Annotated in this window: 18 protein-coding genes; 13 read left to right on the top strand and 5 right to left on the bottom strand. The window is 62.6% G+C overall.

Translation table 11 applies throughout. The annotated features are described in order from the left end of the window. The 3 genes from ppdK to LOZ77_RS04890 form a co-directional block, all read right to left on the bottom strand. Positions 1 to 2,667, bottom strand: coding sequence for a pyruvate, phosphate dikinase (ppdK, locus tag LOZ77_RS04900; RefSeq protein ID WP_230281070.1), 2,667 nt, complete (start codon positions 2,665 to 2,667; stop codon positions 1 to 3). A gap of 129 nt (positions 2,668 to 2,796) precedes the next feature. Then, positions 2,797 to 4,893 (bottom strand): glycine--tRNA ligase subunit beta, encoded by a 2,097-nt coding sequence (gene glyS / locus LOZ77_RS04895; RefSeq protein WP_230281069.1) that lies wholly within the window; start codon positions 4,891 to 4,893, stop codon positions 2,797 to 2,799. Then, entirely contained in the window at positions 4,890 to 5,813 is a 924-nt protein-coding gene (locus LOZ77_RS04890; RefSeq protein WP_230281068.1) for a glycine--tRNA ligase subunit alpha, read from the bottom strand. The genes glyS and LOZ77_RS04890 overlap by 4 nt, the downstream gene beginning before the upstream one ends. 134 nt (positions 5,814 to 5,947) lie before the next feature. Here LOZ77_RS04890 and LOZ77_RS04885 point away from each other — a divergent pair, with 134 nt between their 5' ends. From LOZ77_RS04885 to LOZ77_RS04850, 8 genes are all read left to right on the top strand, one after another. Then, a complete protein-coding gene (locus LOZ77_RS04885; RefSeq protein WP_230281067.1) occupies positions 5,948 to 6,847 on the top strand; it encodes a TraB/GumN family protein in 900 nt (299 codons plus the stop codon). After that, complete coding sequence (locus LOZ77_RS04880; protein WP_230281066.1) at positions 6,844 to 7,749, top strand: TraB/GumN family protein; 906 nt, start codon at positions 6,844 to 6,846, stop codon at positions 7,747 to 7,749. Before LOZ77_RS04885 ends, LOZ77_RS04880 begins: the two co-directional genes overlap by 4 nt. Before the next feature lie 131 nt (positions 7,750 to 7,880). Further along, positions 7,881 to 8,531 carry a 50S ribosomal protein L25/general stress protein Ctc gene (locus LOZ77_RS04875; protein ID WP_230281065.1) on the top strand — a complete coding sequence of 217 codons (651 nt, stop codon included), beginning with the start codon at positions 7,881 to 7,883 and terminating at the stop codon, positions 8,529 to 8,531. A 95-nt stretch (positions 8,532 to 8,626) separates the two neighbouring features. Beyond that, a complete protein-coding gene (gene pth, locus LOZ77_RS04870; protein ID WP_230281064.1) occupies positions 8,627 to 9,193 on the top strand; it encodes an aminoacyl-tRNA hydrolase in 567 nt (188 codons plus the stop codon). 12 nt (positions 9,194 to 9,205) lie between these two features. Continuing rightward, positions 9,206 to 9,580 (top strand): VOC family protein, encoded by a 375-nt coding sequence (locus LOZ77_RS04865; protein ID WP_230281063.1) that lies wholly within the window; start codon positions 9,206 to 9,208, stop codon positions 9,578 to 9,580. A gap of 410 nt (positions 9,581 to 9,990) precedes the next feature. Continuing rightward, positions 9,991 to 10,530, top strand: a complete 540-nt coding sequence (locus LOZ77_RS04860; RefSeq protein ID WP_230281062.1) for a hypothetical protein — start codon at positions 9,991 to 9,993, stop codon at positions 10,528 to 10,530. Between the two features lie 111 nt (positions 10,531 to 10,641). After that, the gene (gene ychF / locus LOZ77_RS04855; RefSeq protein WP_230281061.1) at positions 10,642 to 11,742 is read left to right on the top strand and encodes a redox-regulated ATPase YchF; all 1,101 of its coding nucleotides are present in this window, start codon (positions 10,642 to 10,644) and stop codon (positions 11,740 to 11,742) included. Positions 11,743 to 11,827: 85 nt separating this feature from the next. Further along, entirely contained in the window at positions 11,828 to 12,634 is an 807-nt protein-coding gene (locus tag LOZ77_RS04850) for a DUF1206 domain-containing protein (protein ID WP_230281060.1), read from the top strand. A gap of 4 nt (positions 12,635 to 12,638) precedes the next feature. On the opposite strand, the gene LOZ77_RS04845 is transcribed toward LOZ77_RS04850, so the two are convergent. Together LOZ77_RS04845 and mutL are read right to left on the bottom strand one after the other, a co-directional pair. Beyond that, positions 12,639 to 13,136 carry a hypothetical protein gene (locus tag LOZ77_RS04845; protein WP_230281059.1) on the bottom strand — a complete coding sequence of 166 codons (498 nt, stop codon included), beginning with the start codon at positions 13,134 to 13,136 and terminating at the stop codon, positions 12,639 to 12,641. Between the two features lie 16 nt (positions 13,137 to 13,152). Next, positions 13,153 to 15,006: a DNA mismatch repair endonuclease MutL gene (gene mutL, locus LOZ77_RS04840; protein ID WP_230281058.1), complete on the bottom strand. Its 1,854-nt coding sequence runs from the start codon at positions 15,004 to 15,006 to the stop codon at positions 13,153 to 13,155. Between the two features lie 208 nt (positions 15,007 to 15,214). Here mutL and LOZ77_RS04835 point away from each other — a divergent pair, with 208 nt between their 5' ends. From LOZ77_RS04835 to rodA, 5 genes are all read left to right on the top strand, one after another. After that, positions 15,215 to 16,261: a rod shape-determining protein gene (locus LOZ77_RS04835; RefSeq protein WP_230281057.1), complete on the top strand. Its 1,047-nt coding sequence runs from the start codon at positions 15,215 to 15,217 to the stop codon at positions 16,259 to 16,261. Between the two features lie 109 nt (positions 16,262 to 16,370). Then, positions 16,371 to 17,249, top strand: coding sequence for a rod shape-determining protein MreC (mreC, locus tag LOZ77_RS04830; RefSeq protein ID WP_230281056.1), 879 nt, complete (start codon positions 16,371 to 16,373; stop codon positions 17,247 to 17,249). A gap of 25 nt (positions 17,250 to 17,274) precedes the next feature. Next, positions 17,275 to 17,832, top strand: coding sequence for a rod shape-determining protein MreD (locus LOZ77_RS04825; protein ID WP_230281055.1), 558 nt, complete (start codon positions 17,275 to 17,277; stop codon positions 17,830 to 17,832). Beyond that, positions 17,832 to 19,958, top strand: a complete 2,127-nt coding sequence (gene mrdA / locus LOZ77_RS04820) for a penicillin-binding protein 2 (protein ID WP_230281054.1) — start codon at positions 17,832 to 17,834, stop codon at positions 19,956 to 19,958. Before LOZ77_RS04825 ends, mrdA begins: the two co-directional genes overlap by 1 nt. Then, a complete protein-coding gene (gene rodA, locus LOZ77_RS04815) occupies positions 19,955 to 21,070 on the top strand; it encodes a rod shape-determining protein RodA (protein WP_230281053.1) in 1,116 nt (371 codons plus the stop codon). The genes mrdA and rodA overlap by 4 nt, the downstream gene beginning before the upstream one ends. Positions 21,071 to 21,117: the final 47 nt, after the last annotated feature.

Genomic DNA, 21,117 nt, shown 5'->3' with positions numbered 1-21,117 from the left:
TCAGTCCGCGAGGCTGGCCTGCGCCGCAGCAAGCCGCGCAATCGGCACGCGATAGGGCGAGGCCGACACGTAATCGAGCCCCGTCTTCTCGCAAAAGGCGATCGAGGCGGGGTCGCCGCCATGCTCGCCGCAAATGCCCAGCTTGATGTCGGGCCGCGTCTTGCGCCCGCGTTCGGCTGCCAGTTCGACCAGTTGCCCCACGCCTTCGATGTCGAGGCTGACGAACGGGTCGCGCGGATAAATGCCCTTGTCGACATAGGGGGTCAGGAACCGCCCCGCATCGTCGCGGCTGACGCCCAGTGTCGTCTGCGTCAGATCATTGGTCCCGAACGAGAAGAACTCGCCCTCTTCGGCGATGGTATCGGCCATTAGCGCGGCGCGCGGCAGTTCGATCATCGTGCCGACCAGATATTCCAGCGTCCGGCCCTTTTCGCCGAACACCTGCTTGGCCACGCGGTCGACCAGTGCGCGCAGGATTTCCAACTCCTTCTTCGTCGCGACCAGCGGGATCATCACCTCGGGCACGGGAGCATCGCCGCTTTCGTCGGCCACTTCGCACGCGGCTTCGAAAATGGCGCGGACCTGCATCTCGTAAATCTCGGGGTAGGTGATCCCCAGACGGCATCCGCGATGGCCCAGCATCGGGTTGAATTCGTGCAATTCGCCTGCGCGCCGCTTCAGATGGTCGACGCCATAGCCGGTAATTTCCGCCAGCTCGGCAAACTCCTCGTCACCGTGCGGAAGGAATTCATGCAGCGGCGGATCGAGCAGCCGGATCGTTACCGGAAGGCCCGCCATTTCGGTGAAGATACCCTTGAAATCGCTGCGCTGCTCGGGAAGCAGCTTGGTCAGCGCCTTGCGTCGACCTGCCTCATCCTCGGCCAGAATCATTTCGCGCACGCTGGAAATGCGGGCAGCGTCAAAGAACATATGCTCGGTCCGGCACAGGCCGATGCCTTCGGCACCGAACTGGCGCGCCATGCGGCAATCGGCGGGCGTTTCGGCATTGGTGCGCACTTTCATGCGGCGCTTGGCGTCGGCCCATTCCATCAATGTGGCGAAATCACCAACCAGCTCGGGTTCGATCGTTGGAACCGCGCCCTTCATCACTTCGCCGGTCGCGCCGTCGAGGGTGATGACATCGCCTTCCTTCAATTCGGTTCCGGCAATGCGTGCGGTCTTGCTGTGACGGTCGATGGACAGTGCCGAGGCGCCCGAAACGCATGGCCGGCCCATACCGCGCGCCACCACGGCGGCGTGGCTGGTCATCCCGCCGCGCGCAGTAAGGATGCCCTTGGCTGCGTGCATGCCGTGAATATCCTCGGGGCTGGTTTCGACGCGGACAAGGATCACCGCCTCGCCCCGTTCGGCCAGTTGTTCGGCCGTATCGGCATCGAACACCACCGCGCCCGATGCCGCGCCGGGCGATGCGGGCAGGCCCACAGTCAACACTTCGCGCGGTGCTTCGGGGTCGAGCGTCGGGTGCAGCAACTGGTCGAGCGCCATGGGATCGACGCGCTTGACCGCATCCGCCTCGCTGATCAGCCCCTCGCCGACCATTTCGACGGCCATTTTCAGCGCGGCCTTGGCCGTGCGCTTGCCTGCGCGGGTCTGCAGCATCCACAGCTTGCCCTGCTGCACCGTGAATTCGATGTCCTGCATGTCGCGGTAATGCTTTTCCAGCAGGTCGAACACCCGCGCCAGCTCGCCATAGGCGCCCGGCATGCTTTCTTCCATCGACGGCAGTTGCGCGCCCGCTTCCTCGCGCGCGGCCTTGGTCAGATATTGCGGCGTGCGGATACCGGCGACGACATCCTCGCCCTGCGCATTGATCAGATATTCGCCGTAATAGGCTTTTTCGCCGGTTGCGGGATCGCGGGTGAAGGCAACGCCGGTTGCGCTCGTTTCGCCCATATTGCCGAACACCATGGCCTGAATATTGACCGCCGTGCCCCAACCGCCGGGAATGCCGTTCAGGCGGCGATAGACCTTGGCGCGTTCGGAATCCCAGCTGCCGAACACGGCGGCAATCGCGCCCCAAAGCTGGTCGTTGACATCCATCGGGAACGGGCGGCCAAGCTCATTCTGCGCAATGGTCTTGTATTCAGCGACAAGCGCCTTCCAGTCATCGGCGGACAGCTCGATATCGGCGGAATAGCCGTTGTCTTCCTTGCAGATTTCCAGCGCTTCCTCGAACAATCCATGGTCGAGGCCGAGGACGACGTCGGAATACATCTGGATAAAGCGGCGATAGCTGTCCCATGCAAACCGCTCGTCACCCGAAACGGCGGCAAGGCCCTGTACCGTATCGTCGTTGAGGCCGAGGTTCAGAACCGTGTCCATCATGCCGGGCATGGAAACACGCGCACCCGAACGCACCGACACCAGCAAGGGATCGGCAGCATCGCCGAATGTCTTGCCGACCGTGTTTTCGATATGGTTCAGCGCCTTTGCCACGTCGGCACGAAGCTGGTCGTCGAAATTCGCGCCTTCTGCCAGATATTTGACGCACATTTCGGTGGTGATCGTAAAGCCCGGAGGAACCGGCAGACCGATCGATGCCATTTCGGCAAGGTTCGCACCCTTGCCGCCAGTGATCGTCTTGTCCTTCGCGCGCGGATCGTCCGAAACCGCGCCGCCGCCGAAGGTGTAAACATATTGCGTCATCTGGTCTAAAACTCCCCGACCTGGATTGGCATATCAATGTTGCGCTGCGGCAGGAAAATTTAAACTGCCCACAAGCGTTAAGCCGCTTGGCGCCTCCCGCCACGAAATAGAGCGTTGAAACGCATGATTTCAGCTCTCGATCCGCGAAAAATCGGCGACCTTGTGCACCGCAGCGCGCAAATGGTCCAGTAGAGCAAGCCGCGCCTCGCGCTTGGCGAGGTCGGCATCGTTCACGGTGACATTGTCGAAAAACGCATCGATCGGCCCCCGCAAAGAGGCAAGCGCGGCCATCGCGGCTTCGAACTGCTCGCTCTCCACCGCTTGCGTCGCGGCAGGCTCGGCCTTGTCCAGCGCGGCGATCAGAGCGGCCTCGGCGGGTTCTGGCGTGTAATCGGGATGCAGATGGCCGCGCTGCGCCACGATCGAGCCCAGTTCGGGATCGTCGACCAGCGAAAGCGGGTCTTCCTCTCCGGTGCGGGCAATCCGGGTGTCGGCGCCTTCATAGCCTTCCTTCTTCAGGATATTGGCCGCGCGCTTGTAGCCGGCAAGCAGGTTCGCACCGTCCTCGCTCTCCATAAAGCTCTGCAACGCATAAACGCGCGCGAGCAGACGGACGAGATCGTCCTCTCCTCCAAGCGCGAAAACGGCATCGATCAGATCGTGGCGAACGCCGGCCTCTCGTTGCTGGACCTTGAGTCGGTCGGCGAAGAAGTCGAGGATGTCACCCTCCGCGATAGCAAGCCGCAGCTTGTTTTGTGTCACGGTACGGATGACACCCAAGGCTGCGCGGCGCAAAGCGAATGGATCCTTCGAGCCGGTCGGTTTTTCGTCGATGGCGAAAAAGCTGCGAAGGTTGTCCAGCTTGTCCGCCAGCGATACCGCCACCGTCACCGGCGCAGTGGGTACATCGTCGCCCTGCCCCACCGGCTTGTAATGATCGCGCACTGCATCTGCCACGGCATCGGGCAGACCTTCGGCGCGGGCGTAATAGCCGCCCATAAGCCCCTGAAGTTCAGGAAATTCCCCGACCATTTCGGTCACGAGGTCCGCCTTGGCAAGACGCGCGGCCTGTTCGGTCAGCTCGGGATCGGCGCCCGGAACGATGCCTTCTTCGGCCAGCCAGCGGGCAAGCTTCGCCACGCGCTCGACCTTGTCGGCCACCGTGCCCAGCTTTTCGTGGAAGGTGATGCGGGCCAGCTTTTTCGCCTGTTCTTCCAGCGTGACCTTACGGTCGGTGTCCCAGAAGAAGCGCGCATCGGACAGGCGCGCGGCCAGCACCTTGCGATTGCCGTCGACCACCACGGCGGGGTCGGTGGCGCTGATATTGGCGGTGCAGACGAAGGCATTGGCCAGCTTTCCGGCCGCATCCTCGCACACGAAATATTTCTGGTTCACCCGCGCCGTCAGCTGGATCACCTCCGGCGGCACTTCCAGAAACGCCTCGTCGAAACGACCCAGCAGCGGTTCAGGCCATTCGGTCAGGCCCGCGTTTTCGATTACGAGGCCCTCGTCCTCTACCAAACTCAGGCCAGCCGCTTCCGCCGCCTCGCCCGCCCTAGTGCGAACGATGTCCTGCCGCTCTTCGTGATCGACGATCACATGGCAGCACCGCAGCTTGTCGGCATAGTCATGCGCGCCGCCGATGGTGACTTCGCCGCTGTGGTGGAAACGGTGGCCCACGGTGGCATAGCACGATGCCACGCCGCCCACTTCGCACGGCACAAGCTCTTCGCCCAGAATGGCGACGATGCCTTGCAACGGACGAACCCAACGCAGACTCTCGGTGCTGATCGACGCCGCGCCCCAGCGCATCGACTTGGGCCACGGGAAAGCGCGGATGATCGCGGGGATCGCTTCGGCAAGAACATCGGCCACCGCGCGGCCCGGCACGTTCCTGACCGCGAACCAGGTATTGCGGCCCTTTACCTCGCGCAGTTCAAGCTGGTCGCGGGTAACGCCGTTCTTTTTGCAGAACCCGTCGACGGCGGCATCGGGAGCGCCTTCGGGTGGGCCTTTGGCTTCCTCGCTGACCGCCTCGGTCTGTTCGGGCATGTCCGCCGCGATCAGGGCAAGTCGGCGCGGCGTACTGAACACGGTGATCGCGCCAAAAGCCACACCGGCAGCATCCATCTCGGCCTTGAACAGCCGTTCCAGATCGGCGCGAGCGCCGGCCTGCATGCGGGCAGGTATTTCCTCGCACAGGAGTTCGAGCAGAAAGTCGCTCATGCCGTCCACTCCGGATAATCAGCCGCCCACTGGTCGGCATATTTCGCCATATAGGCCTCGCACGAACCGCGGGCGAGGTCGCGGACCTGACCCATATAGCTGGCGCGTTCCTGCACGGAAATCACGCCGCGGGCCTGCAGCAGGTTGAAGATATGGCTCGCCTCGATCGCTTGCTCATAGGCCGGGATCGGCAACCCCTTGTCGAGGCACAGGCGGCATTCGGCAGCGGCCTTGCGGAACAGGTCGAACAGTGCGTCTGTATCCGCCACTTCGAAATTCCACGTGCTCATCTGGCGTTCGTTTTCAAGGAACACCTCGCCATAGGTGACGCCCTGCTTATTGAAGGCAAGGTCGTACACATTGTCGACGCCTTGGATATACATGGCCAGACGTTCGAGGCCATAGGTCAGTTCGCCCGCCACCGGCTTGCAGTCATATCCGCCCATCTGCTGGAAATAGGTGAACTGAGTCACTTCCATCCCGTCGCACCAGACTTCCCAGCCAAGGCCCCACGCCCCCAGCGTCGGGCTTTCCCAGTCATCCTCCACGAAACGGATATCGTGCTTCAGCGGATCGACACCGATCACGCGCAGCGAATCCAGATACCAGTCCTGAATCTGCGGCGGACTGGGCTTCAGGATCACCTGATACTGGTAATAATGCTGCAGCCGGTTCGGGTTTTCGCCATAGCGACCGTCGGTCGGGCGGCGGCACGGCTGCACGAAAGCGGCGTTCCACGGCTGAGGCCCCAATGCGCGCAATGTGGTCGCGGGGTGGAAAGTCCCCGCCCCCATTCGCATATCATAGGGCTGAAGGATCAGGCACCCCTTGGCGCTCCAGTAATCGTGGAGCGTCAGGATCATGTCCTGAAACGACAGGACGCCGGAAGGCTGAACCGGGGAAGAAGCACTTTCGTTCATCGCGCGGGCAATGGCGAAGCGCTAGGAAACCGTCAACCGCCGTTCGCATATGCGGCGTTGGTAACAGGGTGGAACGGGCAAAAAGGATGCGTAAAGTGAATGTAAAACGGGTTGCCGGGGGTATTCGGAAATTTTTGACGCGCTTTGCCGCGCCGCTGGCGGGAATCGGGCTGATGGCCAGCCCGCAGGTCGCGCTGGCCGAAGAAGTGGTGGAACTGGACCGTTCGGATGCCGATCCCGCCTTGTGGAAGCTGGCGGACGAGGACACGACGATCTGGCTGTTCGGCACGATGCATGCGCTGAAACCCGATCTGGTGTGGTTCGACGATGCGGTGGGCGATGCCTTCAACGGTTCGGACGAGCTGGTGATCGAAATGCTGGAGCCCGATATGGCGACGATGCAGCAGGTAATCGGCTCCAGTGCGATCTATACCGACGGCAGCACATTGTCCGAACGTCTGAGCGACGAACAGCGCACCAAGCTGGCAGAGAGCGCGGCCGCCATAGGCATTCCCATGCAGGCGCTGGACCGGATGAAACCGTGGTTTGCCGCGGTCACCCTGTCTGCCGCCCCGCTTATCCAGTTGGGATACGACCCGAAATCGGGCGCCGAAGCCGTATTGCAGGGCAGCGCAAAGGAACAGGGCAAGCCGATCGCCGGTCTGGAGACTTTCGACCAGCAAATGGGCTTTTTCTCGAACCTGCCCGAAGAGCAGCAGATCACTTTCCTGATCGAAGCCGCAGATTCGCTGGATGAAGCCGAAGCGCTTTACGCCGAGTCCGAGCGTGCTTGGGGCGTGGGCGACATCGTCTCGACCGAAAAGCTGATCAACGAAGGGCTGGAGGAATCGCCCGAGATCTATGAGGTGCTGATTACGAACCGGAACCGCAACTGGGCCGACTGGATCGAACAGCGCATGGCGCAGCCCGGCAATGTGTTCATCGCGGTGGGTGCGGGCCATCTGGCAGGCGCTGACAGCGTGCAGGCAGTGCTGGCCGAACGCGGTTTAAACGTCGAACGGATCGCATATTGACCCCGATCCGCCCCCTGCTGCGCGCTTTATGGCTTGTGCCGCTGGCCTTGCTGGCGGCAGCATGCGGCGGTTCGGACGATACGCCGGGCGGAGAGCCTGCGCTCTATCGCATCGATGCGGCAGATGCTGCTGCGGACGCGGAACCGGCGGGCTGGCTGTTCGGCACGATCCATGCGCTGCCTTCGGGCGCGCGGTGGGACCGGCCGGCCATCGACGATGCGCTGGCCCGATCGGGCGTGCTGATGGTGGAGATCGCCGATCTCGATCCCGACCAGGTACGCGACAGTTTCGCCCGCCTGTCGGTCGATACAACCCTGCCCCCGCTGGACCAGCGCGTTTCGCCCGAATATCGCGACGAACTCGACGAATTGCTCGACGATGCGGGCGTCAGCGGGCGGCAATTCCGCCATGTCGAAAGCTGGGCCGCGGCCATATCTTTATCCGCGATGGTCCAGGGGCAATCGGGCATCGATCCGGATGCCGGCGTCGATAAGGCGTTGATCGCCCGCTATGCGCCGCGCCGCGTGGTCGGTCTGGAAACGGTAGACGAACAATTCGCGATCTTCGACCGGATGGATCAGGACGCGCAGCAAGACCTGCTGGAATCGTTGCTCGCCGATCGGGATAGCGATCCGGCGGAAATGGCCGATGCCTGGCTGGCAGGCGATACCGATGCGCTGGCGGGCTTGATGGACATGGGTCTGGGCGATGGCGAAAGCGACCGCTCGCTGCGCAAGGCGCTGTTGACCGACCGCAATGCACGCTGGGTCGAACCGATCACTGCCGCCATGCAACGCGGCGAACAGCCATTCGTGGCCGTGGGCGCAGGCCATGTCGGCGGCAGCGATGGGCTGATCGCCTTGCTCTCGGCGCGCGACTGGCGGGTGTCGCGCATTCGATAGGCGCGGTTTCGCCTTGCCTTCTGCCCGCGATACGCCTATGCGCGCGCCCTTCCCGTGCTGCATGGTCATCCCTGGAGGCGTGTTTCGCGCGGGAATTGTTGAACCCGATTTATTGATAAAGGTCCAAGGTAATGAGCGATCAGATGACCCTGGCGGCCGAGACGCGCGACAAGGCAGGCAAGGGAGCCTCCCGCGCACTGCGTCGTGAAGGCCGTGTCCCCGCCGTGATCTACGGCGGCAAGGAAGAACCCACCACCATTCACGTCGAGGAGCGCGCCCTTGTGAAGCTGCTCGGCACCGGTCACTTCTCGAACTCGATCGTGATGGTCGAAGTCGGCAAGAAGGCCGTGCGCACCCTTCCCAAGGACGTCGCGTTCCACCCCGTGACCGACCGCCCGCTGCATGTCGATTTCCTGCGCCTTTCCAAGGACGCCAAGGTCGACGTGGCCGTACCGGTTGTCTTCGTCAACGAAGACGCCAGCCCCGGCCTGAAGCGTGGCGGCGTTCTGAACATCGTTCGCCACGAACTGGAACTGGTTTGCGAAGCGGACAAGATCCCCGACCAGATCGAGATCGACGTTACCGGCAAGGATGTGGGCGATTCGATCCACATCAGCCACGTGACGCTGCCCGCCGGTTCGGAAAGCGCGATCACCGATCGCGACTTCACCATCGCCACGCTGGTCGCTCCCTCGGCTCTGAAGAAGAGCGAAGGTGCCGAAGCCGCTGAAGGCGAAGGCGAAGGCGAGGAAGGCGAAGGGCAGGAAGGCGGCGAGGACTGATCCTCTCCGGCTTTTTCGCCGAATTCATGAAACGCCGGTCCTGTTCGCAGGGCCGGCGTTTTCATTTGGGGAATTAGCCGCTAACGGCCTTGGCCATGCAATTATGGGTTGGTCTTGGAAATCCGGGCGCGAAATATGCGCTCAACCGTCACAATGTCGGCTTTATGGCCGCGGACACCATTGCCGAGGTGCACGGCTTTGCGCCCCCGCAAAAGAAGTTTCAGGGCTGGCTTTGCGAAGGCCGCATCGGCGGGGTTAGGATTCTGCTGCTGAAACCCGCCACCTTCATGAACGAAAGCGGCCGGAGCGTTGGCGAGGCGCTGCGCTTTTTCAAGCTGACCGGTGCCGATCTGACCGTATTCCATGACGAGCTCGACCTTGCCCCCATGAAAGTCAAAGTAAAGCACGGTGGGGGCACGGCCGGTCAGAACGGGCTGAGGAGCATCGTGCAGCACCTTGACCCCGATTTCCGCCGCGTGCGTATCGGTATTGGCCATCCCGGGCACAAGGACCGCGTGACCGGCCATGTGCTGGGCAATTACGCCAAGGCAGAACAGGACGATCTGGTTACCATGCTGGGCGCCATCGCGGCAGAGGCCGAATGGCTGGCCAGGGGCGACGATGCCCGTTTCATGAACTATATCGCGCTACGGCAGCAATGATGCGGGATGCACATGATGCGGCTTAATCAGGTCACCGTCGGTTGCACTGATTATATGGCATCGGTCGCGTTCTATCGCGCATTGGGGCTGACCCAGATCGTCGATTCCCCGCCGCGCTATGCCCGCTTCGAAACGCCGACGGGTGAGACATTCTCGATCCATGCGGCAGAGGTTTTTCCCGCGCCGCCGACAATCGTCTATTTCGAATGCGACAATCTGGACGGCACCGTCGCGCGGCTTGCCGCCAGCGGGCTGGCATTCGATACCATGCCGCAGGATCAGAGCTGGCTGTGGCGAGAGGCACGGCTGCGCGATCCTGCGGGTAACGAGATATGCCTGTTCCACGCAGGCGATGCGCGACGCTTTCCGCCATGGCGCATCTCCTGACCGCCAACAGGCATCCCGCTCCAGATTGGCAGTTTCCGGCCCGATAAACTCGACCGCTAGATTGCACCTTGAATTCAGGTAAGCGCGCATTGATCGACGTGCCCGCACAACCCACCGACGACGGGATCGAAGTGTTTGCCAATGCGGCGGAAACCCCGACCCGAGATCACAAAAAAGACTGAGTGCTGCGCGTTTTTATCTCGTCGCTGCCTGCTGCATGTGCGAGAGAAATTGGCAAACGGGGCCAACGCCCCCTTGCACTCGGCCTTCTGCCTTGCTTCAATAGGGCCTCCCTTTGGGGACGCGTCTTTTGCGCCAAAGCGCGCCGACGCAATTCAGCCATCGGCAAAACACTGCCCCGGCCCTGCCGGTGGGTGCCGTATCGTTTTGAACAGACAAAGGACTGATGAATGAAATTTGCCAAGCTCGCTGCCGCAGCCGCTGCGCTCGCGATCGTGCCCGCCACCGCCTATGCACAGGACGCCGCTCCTGCCGCAGCTCCCGCGGCGGTCGAGGTGACGCAGGGCGCCACGGTGACCGGCAATGACGGCAACGCCATCGGCACCGTCACGCAGGTTTCCGCCGACAGCGCCGTCGTGAACACCGGCACGCATGATGTTCCCTTGCCGCTCAACGCCTTTGGCACCGATGCCAACGGCCTTACGCTCAACATCACCAAGACCGAGCTCGACACCATGATGGCCGAGCAGCTGGCCGCTGCCGAAGCCGCTTTGGCCGAAGCGATGGTCGCGGGCGCGCCTGTCGGCACGGCGGATGCGCAGACGCTGGGCACGATCGACACGGTTTCGGAAGAAGGCGTCGTTCTGGCGCTGACCGACGAGCAGAAGATCACGCTGGGCAAGGAAATGTTCGCGCTTGATGCCAATGGCGCGGTGATCGTGCTGGCAACGCTGGCCCAGATCGAGGCTGCCATTCCCTCGGAAGGCTAAGCCTGAATTCGGAAGGGCCGGCGATGCCCGCGACAAAGCTGTGAAACTCCTGCTGGCATTTCGGTTCGGCACCGCCTATCGGGCCTGCCAGACCATCTAGCGGAGTTTCAAATGGGTTTTCGTTGCGGCATCGTCGGCCTTCCCAATGTCGGCAAGTCGACGTTATTCAACGCGCTGACCGAGACGCAGGCAGCGCAGGCGGCGAATTATCCGTTTTGCACGATCGAGCCCAATGTCGGGCAGGTCGGCGTTCCGGATGAGCGGCTGGACAAGATCGCCGCCATCGCCAAATCCGAAAAGATCATCCCGACCCAGCTGGCCTTCGTCGATATCGCGGGGCTGGTAAAGGGCGCGTCCAAGGGCGAAGGGCTTGGCAACCAGTTCCTCGGCAACATTCGCGAGGTGGATGCCATCGTCCATGTGCTGCGCTGTTTCGAGGATGACGACATCCAGCATGTCGCCAACAAGGTCGATCCGATCGCCGATGCCGAGGTGGTCGAGACCGAATTGCTGATGAGCGACCTCGAAAGCCTTGAAAAGCGCGTTCCCGCCGCCGCCAAGCGCGCGACGGGCGGCGACAAGGAAGCGAAAATTGCCGCCAGCGTGCTCGGTCAGGCACTCGAACTGCTGCGCGACGGCAAGCCCGCGCGCCTGACGGAGCCCAAGGACGACGAAGAGGCGCGCGTTTTCGCACAGGCGCAGCTGCTGACCGCGAAACCGGTCCTCTATGTCTGCAACGTGGCCGAGGAAGACGCGGCAGAGGGTAACGCCCTGTCGGCCAAGGTGTTCGAAAAGGCCGCTGCCGAAGGCGCGCAGGCCGTCGTCGTTTCGGCCGCGATCGAAAGCGAGATCGTGGCCATGGCACCCGAAGACCGCGCCGAATTCCTGGAAGCCATCGGGCTGACAGAAAGCGGCCTCGCCCGCGTGATCCGTGCGGGATACGACTTGCTGCAGTTGAAGACCTTCTTCACCGCAGGCCCCAAGGAAACCCGCGCATGGACCTTCCCCTCGGGCGCGAAGGCGCCGCAGGCCGCGGGCGAGATCCATACCGATTTCGAGCGCGGGTTCATCCGTGCCGAGACGATTGCCTATAATGACTATGTCACGCTGGGCGGCGAAAGCGCCGCGCGCGAGGCAGGCAAATTGCGGCAGGAAGGCAAGGAATATGTGGTGCAGGACGGCGATGTCATGCACTTCAAATTCAACGTCTGATCGCGGTGCCCGCACGGTTTGCGGGCACTTTTGAGCCGGACGCCCGTTCCCATGGGCAATCGACAGCAATCCGTGGGACTGGCAAATGGTGGACAAATCCGAAAAATTCAGATGGCTCGTCAGGCTGGGCTATCTTTCGCGCGCCGTGCTTTACACGCTCGTCGGGCTGATCGCGCTGACCAGCATCGGCAGCATCCAGCAAGGCACGAACGGCGTGTTTCAAACGGTCGAGGAACTGCCCGGCGGCATGGTCATATTGTGGCTGCTGGTGATCGGGCTGGCCGGATACGGCCTCTTCCGCCTTGCCTCCACTGTCTTCGATATCGAGCACCAGGGCAGCGACGGTAAGGGGATCGCGCACCGGATCGGCCATGCCGGCAGCGCAATCGGCCATTTCGCTCTCGCCTACTCGGCCTATAAATTCGCCACCAGCGAAAGCGGCGGTTCGGGCGACGGCGCGCAGGAAGCCGCTTCGGGCCTGTTGTCCATGCCGCTGGGTGGCATACTGCTGGGCGCTTTGGGCCTCGCCTTTTTCGCTGCGGCCTTCTCGCAGGCGCGCAAGGGCATTTCGGGCAGTTTCATGCACCGTATCAGCGCGCGCGCGCCATCGGCCACGCGCTGGCTGGGCGGCGCGGGATATCTGGCGCGTGCGGTGGTGTTTACCGTGATCGGCTGGTCGCTCGTCCGCTCGGGCTGGTTCAGCAGCAGCGGCGAGGTGAAGACACTGGGCAATGCAGTCGCCAGCCTTGCCGACGACGGCCTCTGGTTCACCCTCACCGCCATCGGCCTGCTGATGTTTGGCCTGTTCAGCGTGGTATTGGCGCGTTACCGCATCGTGCCCGACATGGATGCTTCGGGCAGTATTCCCGCATTCCGCGCCAAGCTGGGCTAGGGCATCAGGCCCCGCATTGCAAAGTGCCTTCGGATTGATAGACAGCCTTGCCCTTGGCGTCGGTAATGGTGAGCGACCCTGGCCAGCTGGTGCTTTCCACGCCGCTTTCCTCACCCTCGCCGGGCAGCTGCTTTAATTCGAAGGCATAATCGCTGCCCGCGTAATTTTGCCAGCTGCTCATCGGCAGCGATGCCCCGCCCTTGTCGGGTGACAGGGTCACGATAGCCCCGTCGATTTTCAGAAAGCCGCGCTCCGGCTGGGCCAGTGCGATGACCGACAGGCTGTTTTCGGGCGCAAACCCGCAGCCCGCGCCGAACAGATCGTTCTTCTCGATATCGGTATAGGAAATACGCTCCGGATCGATGGGTACGGCGGGCGGATTATCGTGCATCGCACGGATTTCCGCCACGTCGGCGGCATCTTGCGCGGGACTGCGATTATCTCCGCACCCGGCCAGCATGGCAGGCACGGCCAGCACGGCCCAGATCGACGCCTTCATCATCTTCTCCCGATTTTTCCTATTTCCGTCCGAACAGTTTCTCGACATCGCCCATCGACAGCTTGACCCAGGTGGGGCGCCCGTGATTGCACTGGCCCGAACGCGGTGTGCGCTCCATCTCGCGCAGCAGGGCGTTCATTTCCACCACCGACAAGCGCCGCCCTGCCCTGACCGACCCGTGGCAAGCCATGGTCGCCAGCACCAGATCGAGCTTTTCGCCCAGCAGCAAAGCTTCACCGTTATTTGCGATATCGTCGGCGATATCCTGAAGCAGCTTTTGGCAATTCGCGCCCGACAGCGCGGCAGGAAGGGACCGCACCAGTACCGCATCGGGTCCGAAGCGTTCGACCGCCAGCCCCATCTCGCCCAAACGGTCGGCGGCGCTTTCGATGCGGTCGCAATCGCCTTCTTCCATCTCCACCACTTCGGGCATCAGCAAGGCCTGTGCCCGCGCAACGCCGCTTTCGGCCCCTGCTGCGCGCAAGCGTTCGAGTGTCAGCCGTTCATGCGCCGCGTGCTGGTCCACGATCACCAGCCCGTCCGACGCTTCGGCCACGATATAGGTCTCGGCAATCTGGCCGCGCGCCGCGCCCATGGGGAATTCATCGGCATCGGGCGCGCCATCCTCTGCCTCTTCCGCGCGGGCAGAGGGTTCGAGTATCGCTGCCTCCATCGCGCGAAATGCATTCTGCGCAGGGCTGTGCGGGTGTTGCGGCGCCGGATGGGCAGCGAACATGGGCCGCTGTTCGCGCAGCGCCAGTGTCAGCGCATCGCCCGTCGGCGCGGCGGCGGGTACAAGCGGTTCGGACCGCCATGCCGACATGGCCTGTGCGGACGGTTGCTGTGCCGAACGCCGGTCCCCCGCCGACAAGGCATCACGCAAGCCGCCGACGATCAGCGAGCGAACGGCGGCGGCATCGCGAAAGCGCACCTCGGTCTTGGCCGGATGGACATTGACGTCGACTTCGCCCGGCGGAACCGTCAGGAACAGCGCCAGCACGGCATGGCGGTCGCGCGCCAGCATATCGGCATAGGCACCGCGCACCGCGCCCGTCAGCAAACGGTCCTTTACCGGACGGCCGTTGACGAACAGATACTGATGGTCGGCCACGCCGCGATTATAGGTCGGCAGGCCGGCAATACCCGTCAACCGCAAAGGCGCATCGACAGGACCGCGTTCGCAATCGATGCTGACGGCGTTGTCCGCCAGTTCGCGGGCGACCAGACGCGACACGCGGGTTTCAAGCGACTCGCCCGCTTGCACCGCGAATATCCGCCGCCCGTCATTGGCAAAGCGGAAACCCACGTCGGGCCGCGCCATGGCGAGGCGGCGCATCACATCGTGACAAGCCATATATTCGCTGCGCGGCGTTCGCAGGAACTTGCGGCGGGCAGGCACCCGCGCGAACACGTCCTCTACCCTGATGCGCGTGCCGGGTGGCAGGGCGGCGGGGCCTTCGGCGACCGTTTCGCCATGATCGGTCACGCGTTTCCAACCCTGCGCGGCACTGGCGGGCCGCGACTCGATAGTCAGCCGCGCGACGCTGGCAATCGATGGCAGCGCCTCTCCGCGAAAACCCAGAGTCGCAACCTCTTCGATCGCGCCTTCCTCTCCCACCAGCTCGACCGGCAGTTTCGATGTCGCGTGCCGCTCCAGCGCCAGTGCCATGTCGTCTGCCGACATGCCGCAGCCGTCGTCGATCACCTCGATCGAACCCAGACCGCCGTCGGTCAGCGTGACGGCAATCTCTTTCGCGCCGGAATCGATCGAATTTTCAACCAGTTCCTTAAGCGCGGCGGCCGGACGTTCGACCACCTCGCCCGCGGCGATGCGGTTGACCAGCGCCTCGGGAAGTCGTCTGATGACAGGCATTGACCAAGGCTAGCGCCGAACGGCCCGATTTTCGAGGCCAGTGAATGATGCTCCATGTGGAAAAGCGCGCGGAACCCCATGAATTTTTTTCCATAGGTGGCAGGATTGGGCTAGGCACCGCTAGGGACCAGCAACTACTTACGGACCGCTGCTCGCGTCATGTCAGGCGCAAGGGCTAACGCGGCTCCGGTGAGGGACGATACCTAAAATGGCAAATTTCTTTTCGCGTCTTTTCCAGTTCGGCTCGCAGAACATGGCGATCGACCTCGGCACAGCGAATACGCTGGTCTATGTGGAAGGGCGCGGGATCGTATTGAACGAACCCTCCGTCGTCGCGATCGAGACCGAGAACGGGATCAAGCGCGTGCGGGCCGTGGGCGACGACGCCAAGATGATGATGGGCAAAACCCCTGACAGCATCGAAGCGATCCGCCCCCTGCGCGACGGTGTGATCGCCGACATCGAAGTCGCCGAGCACATGATCAAATATTTCATCAAGAAAGTGCACGGAAAGCGTAGCGTGCTGCGCCATCCCGAAATCGTGATCTGCGTCCCTTCCGGCTCCACCTCGGTCGAACGCCGCGCCATCCGCGATGCGGCCAGCAATGCGGGCGCCAGCCAGGTCTATCTGATCCTTGAACCCATGGCCGCCGCCATCGGCGCCGACATGCCGGTGACCGAGCCGGTCGGGTCGATGGTGGTCGACATCGGCGGCGGCACAACCGAGGTTGCGGTGCTGTCGCTGCGCGGACTTGCCTATACCACCAGCGTGCGTGTCGGCGGCGACAAGATGGACGAGGCGATCGTTTCCTATGTCCGCCGCCACCACAACCTGCTGATCGGCGAGTCGACGGCAGAGCGGATCAAGCAGGATTACGCTGTCGCCATCCCGCCTGCCGACGGTGTGGGCGAAACCATACATTTGCGCGGCCGCGATCTGGTGAATGGCGTCCCCAAGGAAATCACCATCAGCCAGGCGAATATTGCCGAGGCGCTTTCCGAACCGATCGGAGCCATCGTCGAAAGCGTGCGTATTGCGCTGGAAAACACCGCACCCGAACTGGCGGCCGATATCGTCGATCAGGGCATCGTGCTGACGGGCGGCGGTGCGCTGATCAAGGGACTGGACGAGCATTTGCGCGAAGAAACCGGCCTGCCCGTGACTGTGGCCGAAGATCCGCTCTCCTGCGTGGCGCTCGGTACCGGTCGCGCGCTTGAAGAACCGGTGTTCCGCGGCGTATTGATGACGGCCTGATTATTGGCGGCAGCCTTTCGGGGCTGCCGCGATCGGGGCACCTTGGGGGCCGTTCATCGGGCCCCCGCAAGCATGACGCGGCCATCGGGCCGAAGGGGAGTAGCACGACATGGCGTCGGCGGAGCGGCGTCCCGGGTTTTCCAAGAGGGCGCACATCTCGATCTTCACGAGCTATGTCGCTGCCATTGGCGGCGGCGTGGTCGGGATCGTGTTGCTGCTGATCTCGCTGCTCAGTCCGGGCAGTTTCGCGTTTGCGCGCACGGCGGCAAGCGATGTGGCGCGCCCTGTTGGCGAGGTTTCAGCCGTTACGCGCAACAGCAGCCGTTCGATCATCGATATTGTCACCGGCTACATCGATGCAGGCAGCAAGAACGCCGCCTTGCAGGAAGAATTGCGCATCGCCCGCGCCCAGCTCGCCGAGGCGGAAGCGATCTATGACGAAAACCGCAGGCTGAAACAGCTCCTCTCGCTGCGTGAAAAGGATATCCGCCCCGTTGCCAGCGCGCGGCTGATCGGCTCAAGCCCCAGCAGCACCCGCCGTTTCGCACTGATTGGCGCAGGCGCGGTGGATGGAGTGATGGTGGGCCAACCGGTGCGCTCTGCCACGGGCCTTGTCGGACGCGTGTTGGAAGTGGGTCGCCGCACGGCACGGGTGCTCCTCGTCACCGATGGGCAAAGCATCGTGCCGGTGCGCCGGATCAAGGGGAATGTCGCCGGTTTCGCGCAGGGACAGGCCGATGGCACTTTGATTGTCCGCCTTATCGAAATGGGCATCAACCCGCTGGAAAAAGGCGATTTGATGGTCACATCGGGTTCGGGCGGATTATATCGACCCAATGTCCCTGTCGCCATTGTCGAAAACGTGACCCGCGACGGCGCGGTTGCGCGCATCATTTCCGATCCTGCCGCCACCGATTTCGTCATGGTCGAACCGGTTTGGCAACCTATGACCGAACTGGGCAATATCGACGGCGAGATCGCGCCGTGACATCCACCGCATCCGGCCCGCGCCCATGCCGCTGAAGGGGGACCGTCTTCCCGGCGAGGACATGTTCCAGCGACGGCTCAATCGTGCGCCCTCTCCCGTGCTGGCGACGATCATTCCGTGGGTCTCCATCGCTTTGATTTCGCTGGCGCCGCTGTCGCCGATCATCGCATCGGCACCGGTACTGCCGCCGCTCGGCTTTATGCTGCTGATCGCGTGGCGACTGTTTCGACCGGGCATGCTGCCGATTTGGGCTGGTGCGCCTTTGGGGCTGATCGACGATCTGTTTTCGGGCCAGCCCCTTGGTAGTGCCGTGCTGTTATGGTCGCTGACCATGATCGGATTGGAGGCATTGGACAGCTGGCAACGCTGGCGCAGTTTCTGGCAGGACTGGGCCGTCGCCATCGTGCTGATCTGGGTGTATCTGACCATTGGCCATATGTTTGCAGTCATGGCAGGTGCGATATGGTATCCTTCGCTGATCCTGCCCCAATTGCTGATTTCGATTTTGTCCTTTCCCTTGTTCACTCGCCTTGTCGCCATTCTTGATGTGCTGCGCCGTGCCCGCGTGAAGGTGCTGGGTTAATGGTCAGCCTGACGTGGCGAAAGCGACCCCGCGCGCCCAAGCGGGTCAGCGCCGGCGAATTGCAGAACGCATTCGACCGCCGCACTTTTGCGATCGGCGCGCTGCAAGGCGGGGTCGGCCTGTTGCTGGCCGGCCGCATGGCATGGCTGGCGGTAGAGCAGAACGAGAAATACCAGCTCGCATCAGAGAGCAATCGTGTCGATCTGACACTGATCCCGCCGCGCCGTGGCTGGATCCTCGACCGGCATGGCGTGCCGCTTGCATCGAACCGTGCCGATTTCCGCGTCGATCTGGTGCCCGAACGCATCGTCGACCGCGAACGCACACTGGCCGTACTGGGCGAAGTGCTGGAGCTTTCGCCCGCCGCCATAACCGATCTGCGCGACAAGCTCACCGAAGTACGCGGGTTTCGCCCCGTCGAAGTCGCCACTGGCGTCGATTGGGAACAATTCGCGGCATTATCGGTGCGTCTGCCCGACCTGCCCGGCGTGGTGCCGCAACGCGGATTCTCCCGCTTTTATCCGACCGGCCCTTCGGTTGGCCATTTGCTGGGCTATGTCGGTACCGTTTCGGCCGAGGAGTATGAGAAGGAAAAGAACCCGCTTCTCATCACGCCGGGTTTCAAGATCGGCAAGGATGGCGTTGAAAAATACTTTGAAAAAAACCTGCGCGGCCAACCGGGCGCCCGACGCGCAGAGGTAACCGCCGCAGGCAAGATCGTCCGCGACCTTGAGATGCGTGAGGACGTGCAGGGCGATCCTGTCCAACTGACCATCGACGGTCCGCTACAGGATTACGCCGCGCGCAGGCTGGGGCCTGAATCGGGTTCGGTAGTGGTGATGGATCTGGAAAAGGGTGACCTCCTTGCCATGTCCTCGATGCCCAGTTTCGACCCCAACAGCTTTTCCGACGGTATCGGCCGGCTCGAATGGAAGATGCTGTCCGAGGATGACCATGTGCCTTTGCGCAACAAGGTGCTGTCGGGCCTTTACCCGCCGGGATCGACGGTCAAACCCTATGTCTCTCTTGCCTTTCTGAAGGAAGGGATCGACCCCGAGGAAAGCGTATTCTGCGGCGGCGGTCTGCGCGTGGGCAATCGCGTGTTCCGCTGCTGGAAACGCGGCGGGCACGGCACGGTCAATATGGCCAAGGGCATTTATCAAAGCTGCGACGTCTATTTCTATTATTTCGCACAGCGCGTGGGCATGCAGGCGATTGCCGATATGGCCCGCAAGCTGGGCATGGGCTGGAAATATCCCCTGCCGGTCGAAAGCCAGTCCTATGGCACCGTGCCCGATCCGGCGTGGAAGAAGAAAAAATACGATAGCGACTGGCAGACGTTCGACACGGTGAACGCGACGATCGGTCAGGGTTATATGCTGGTCAATCCGTTGCAACAGGCCGTCATGACGTCGCGCATTGCCAGCGGGCGGCGGTTGCAACCGCGCCTTGTACTCAGCAACGATCCAAAACCCGCCCCCCATCTCGACATCCCAGACGAGCATCTGGAAATCGTGCGTCATGCCATGTGGGAAGTGGTGAATGGCGGCGGCACGGCGGGCCGCGCCCGCCTGCCCGTTCCCGGTGTAGAGCTTTCGGGCAAGACCGGTACGGCGCAAGTCGTGTCGCTGAATTATGGCCGTGGCGGCAAGGATGTGCCGTGGAAATACCGCGACCACGGCCATTTCATCAGCTTTGCCCCTTATGACAATCCGCGTTACGCCTGCGCCGTCGCCATCGAACATGGCGCGGGCTCGTCCTCTGCCTATCCGGTGGCGCGCGATGTCATGACGTTCCTGTTCGATCCGGGCAAGGCGCTGGACGTGCTGCACGATTACGAACGTCAATGGGGCGGCACCGCGCAAGAGCGGCTGGCGCGGAAGTATCGCGCCTATGAAAATGCCTATGGCGGCAGTGCGCCCAAGCCTTCGTCGACCGAACTGGATCAGGCGACCGGCACCGCCACGGCCGACGCGCCGCCGCCACTGAACGCCGCGCAAAGCCAGCGCGCGGCCGAGGACCGAGGCACACAGACAGGCAGCAGCCCCGATGCCGCATCGGCAGAGGCCGCCTCTCCGCCTGCACCATCCGCTGGCGCAGCGTCTCCGGCGGGAGAGAACCCGTGAACCGCAAGTTCCTGCCCCGCATCATCGCGTTGCAGCCATGGGGTGTGATCATCCCGCTGATGCTGCTGGTCTGCTTTGGCGCCGCAGTGCTCTATTCGGCGGCGGGCGGGAACCTGATGCCGTGGGCGTTATTGCATGTCGTCCGCTTTGCCGTGTTTCTGGTGATGGCCATGGTGATCGCCAGCTTCTCGCGTGAATTCGTGCGCATGATGGCATTGCCGGTCTATATCATCCTGCTTTTGATGCTGATGGCCGTGGAAGCCATGGGCTTCGTCGGCGGCGGCAGCCAGCGATGGCTGAATCTCGGATTCATGACCTTGCAACCCTCCGAACTGATGAAGCCGGCCATCGTCATCATCCTTGCCCGCTTTTACGATATGCTGCCCCCTGCCGCGACCCGTGAGTTTTCATCGCTGATCGTGCCGGGCGTGCTGATCGGCCTGCCGGTCGGTCTGGTGCTGCTGCAGCCCGATTTGGGCACGAGCCTTGCCATCGTCTTCGGTGCGGCTGTGGTGATGTTTCTGGCGGGTTTGCCGATGATCTGGTTCGTTGGCGTCGGTGTGGCCGGGCTGGCCGCCATTCCGTTGGCGTTCTTTTTCGCGCTGCACGATTACCAGCAACGCCGCGTTCTCACCTTTCTGGACCCCGAAAGCGATCCGCTGGGCGCAGGATACCATATCACCCAGTCCAAGATTGCGATCGGATCGGGCGGACTGTTTGGCAAGGGGTTCGGCAATGGATCGCAAAGCCATCTGAATTATCTGCCCGAGCCGCATACCGATTTCGTTTTTGCCACCATGGCCGAGGAATGGGGCATGATCGGCGGTCTGTTCGTGCTGTTTGTTTTTGGTCTCCTGCTGCGCTGGGGGTTGAAGGTCGCCACCAGCACCAACGACCGGTTCGGGCAATTGATGGCGGCTGGGCTGACGGCGACGATTTTCTTCTATGCAGCGATCAATCTGATGATGGTCATGGGACTTGCGCCAGTGGTCGGAATCCCCCTTCCCTTCATGAGCCATGGCGGATCGTCGATGCTGACGATCATGATTTGTGTCGGTGTGATCATGGCCGTTCAACGCTGGAACCGGCGCGAACCCGGCAGTTTTGCCTGAGGCCTCGTGAAGAAATTTTCGGAAAGTCGAAATTTCCCCTTCCATCG

Origin of the sequence: Croceicoccus sp. Ery15 (genome assembly GCF_020985305.1) — a bacterium.
Taxonomy (GTDB): Bacteria; Pseudomonadota; Alphaproteobacteria; order Sphingomonadales; family Sphingomonadaceae; genus Croceicoccus.
The sequence above is the reverse complement of the archived record's forward strand: the minus strand, read 5'-3'. Positions and strand labels throughout refer to the sequence as shown.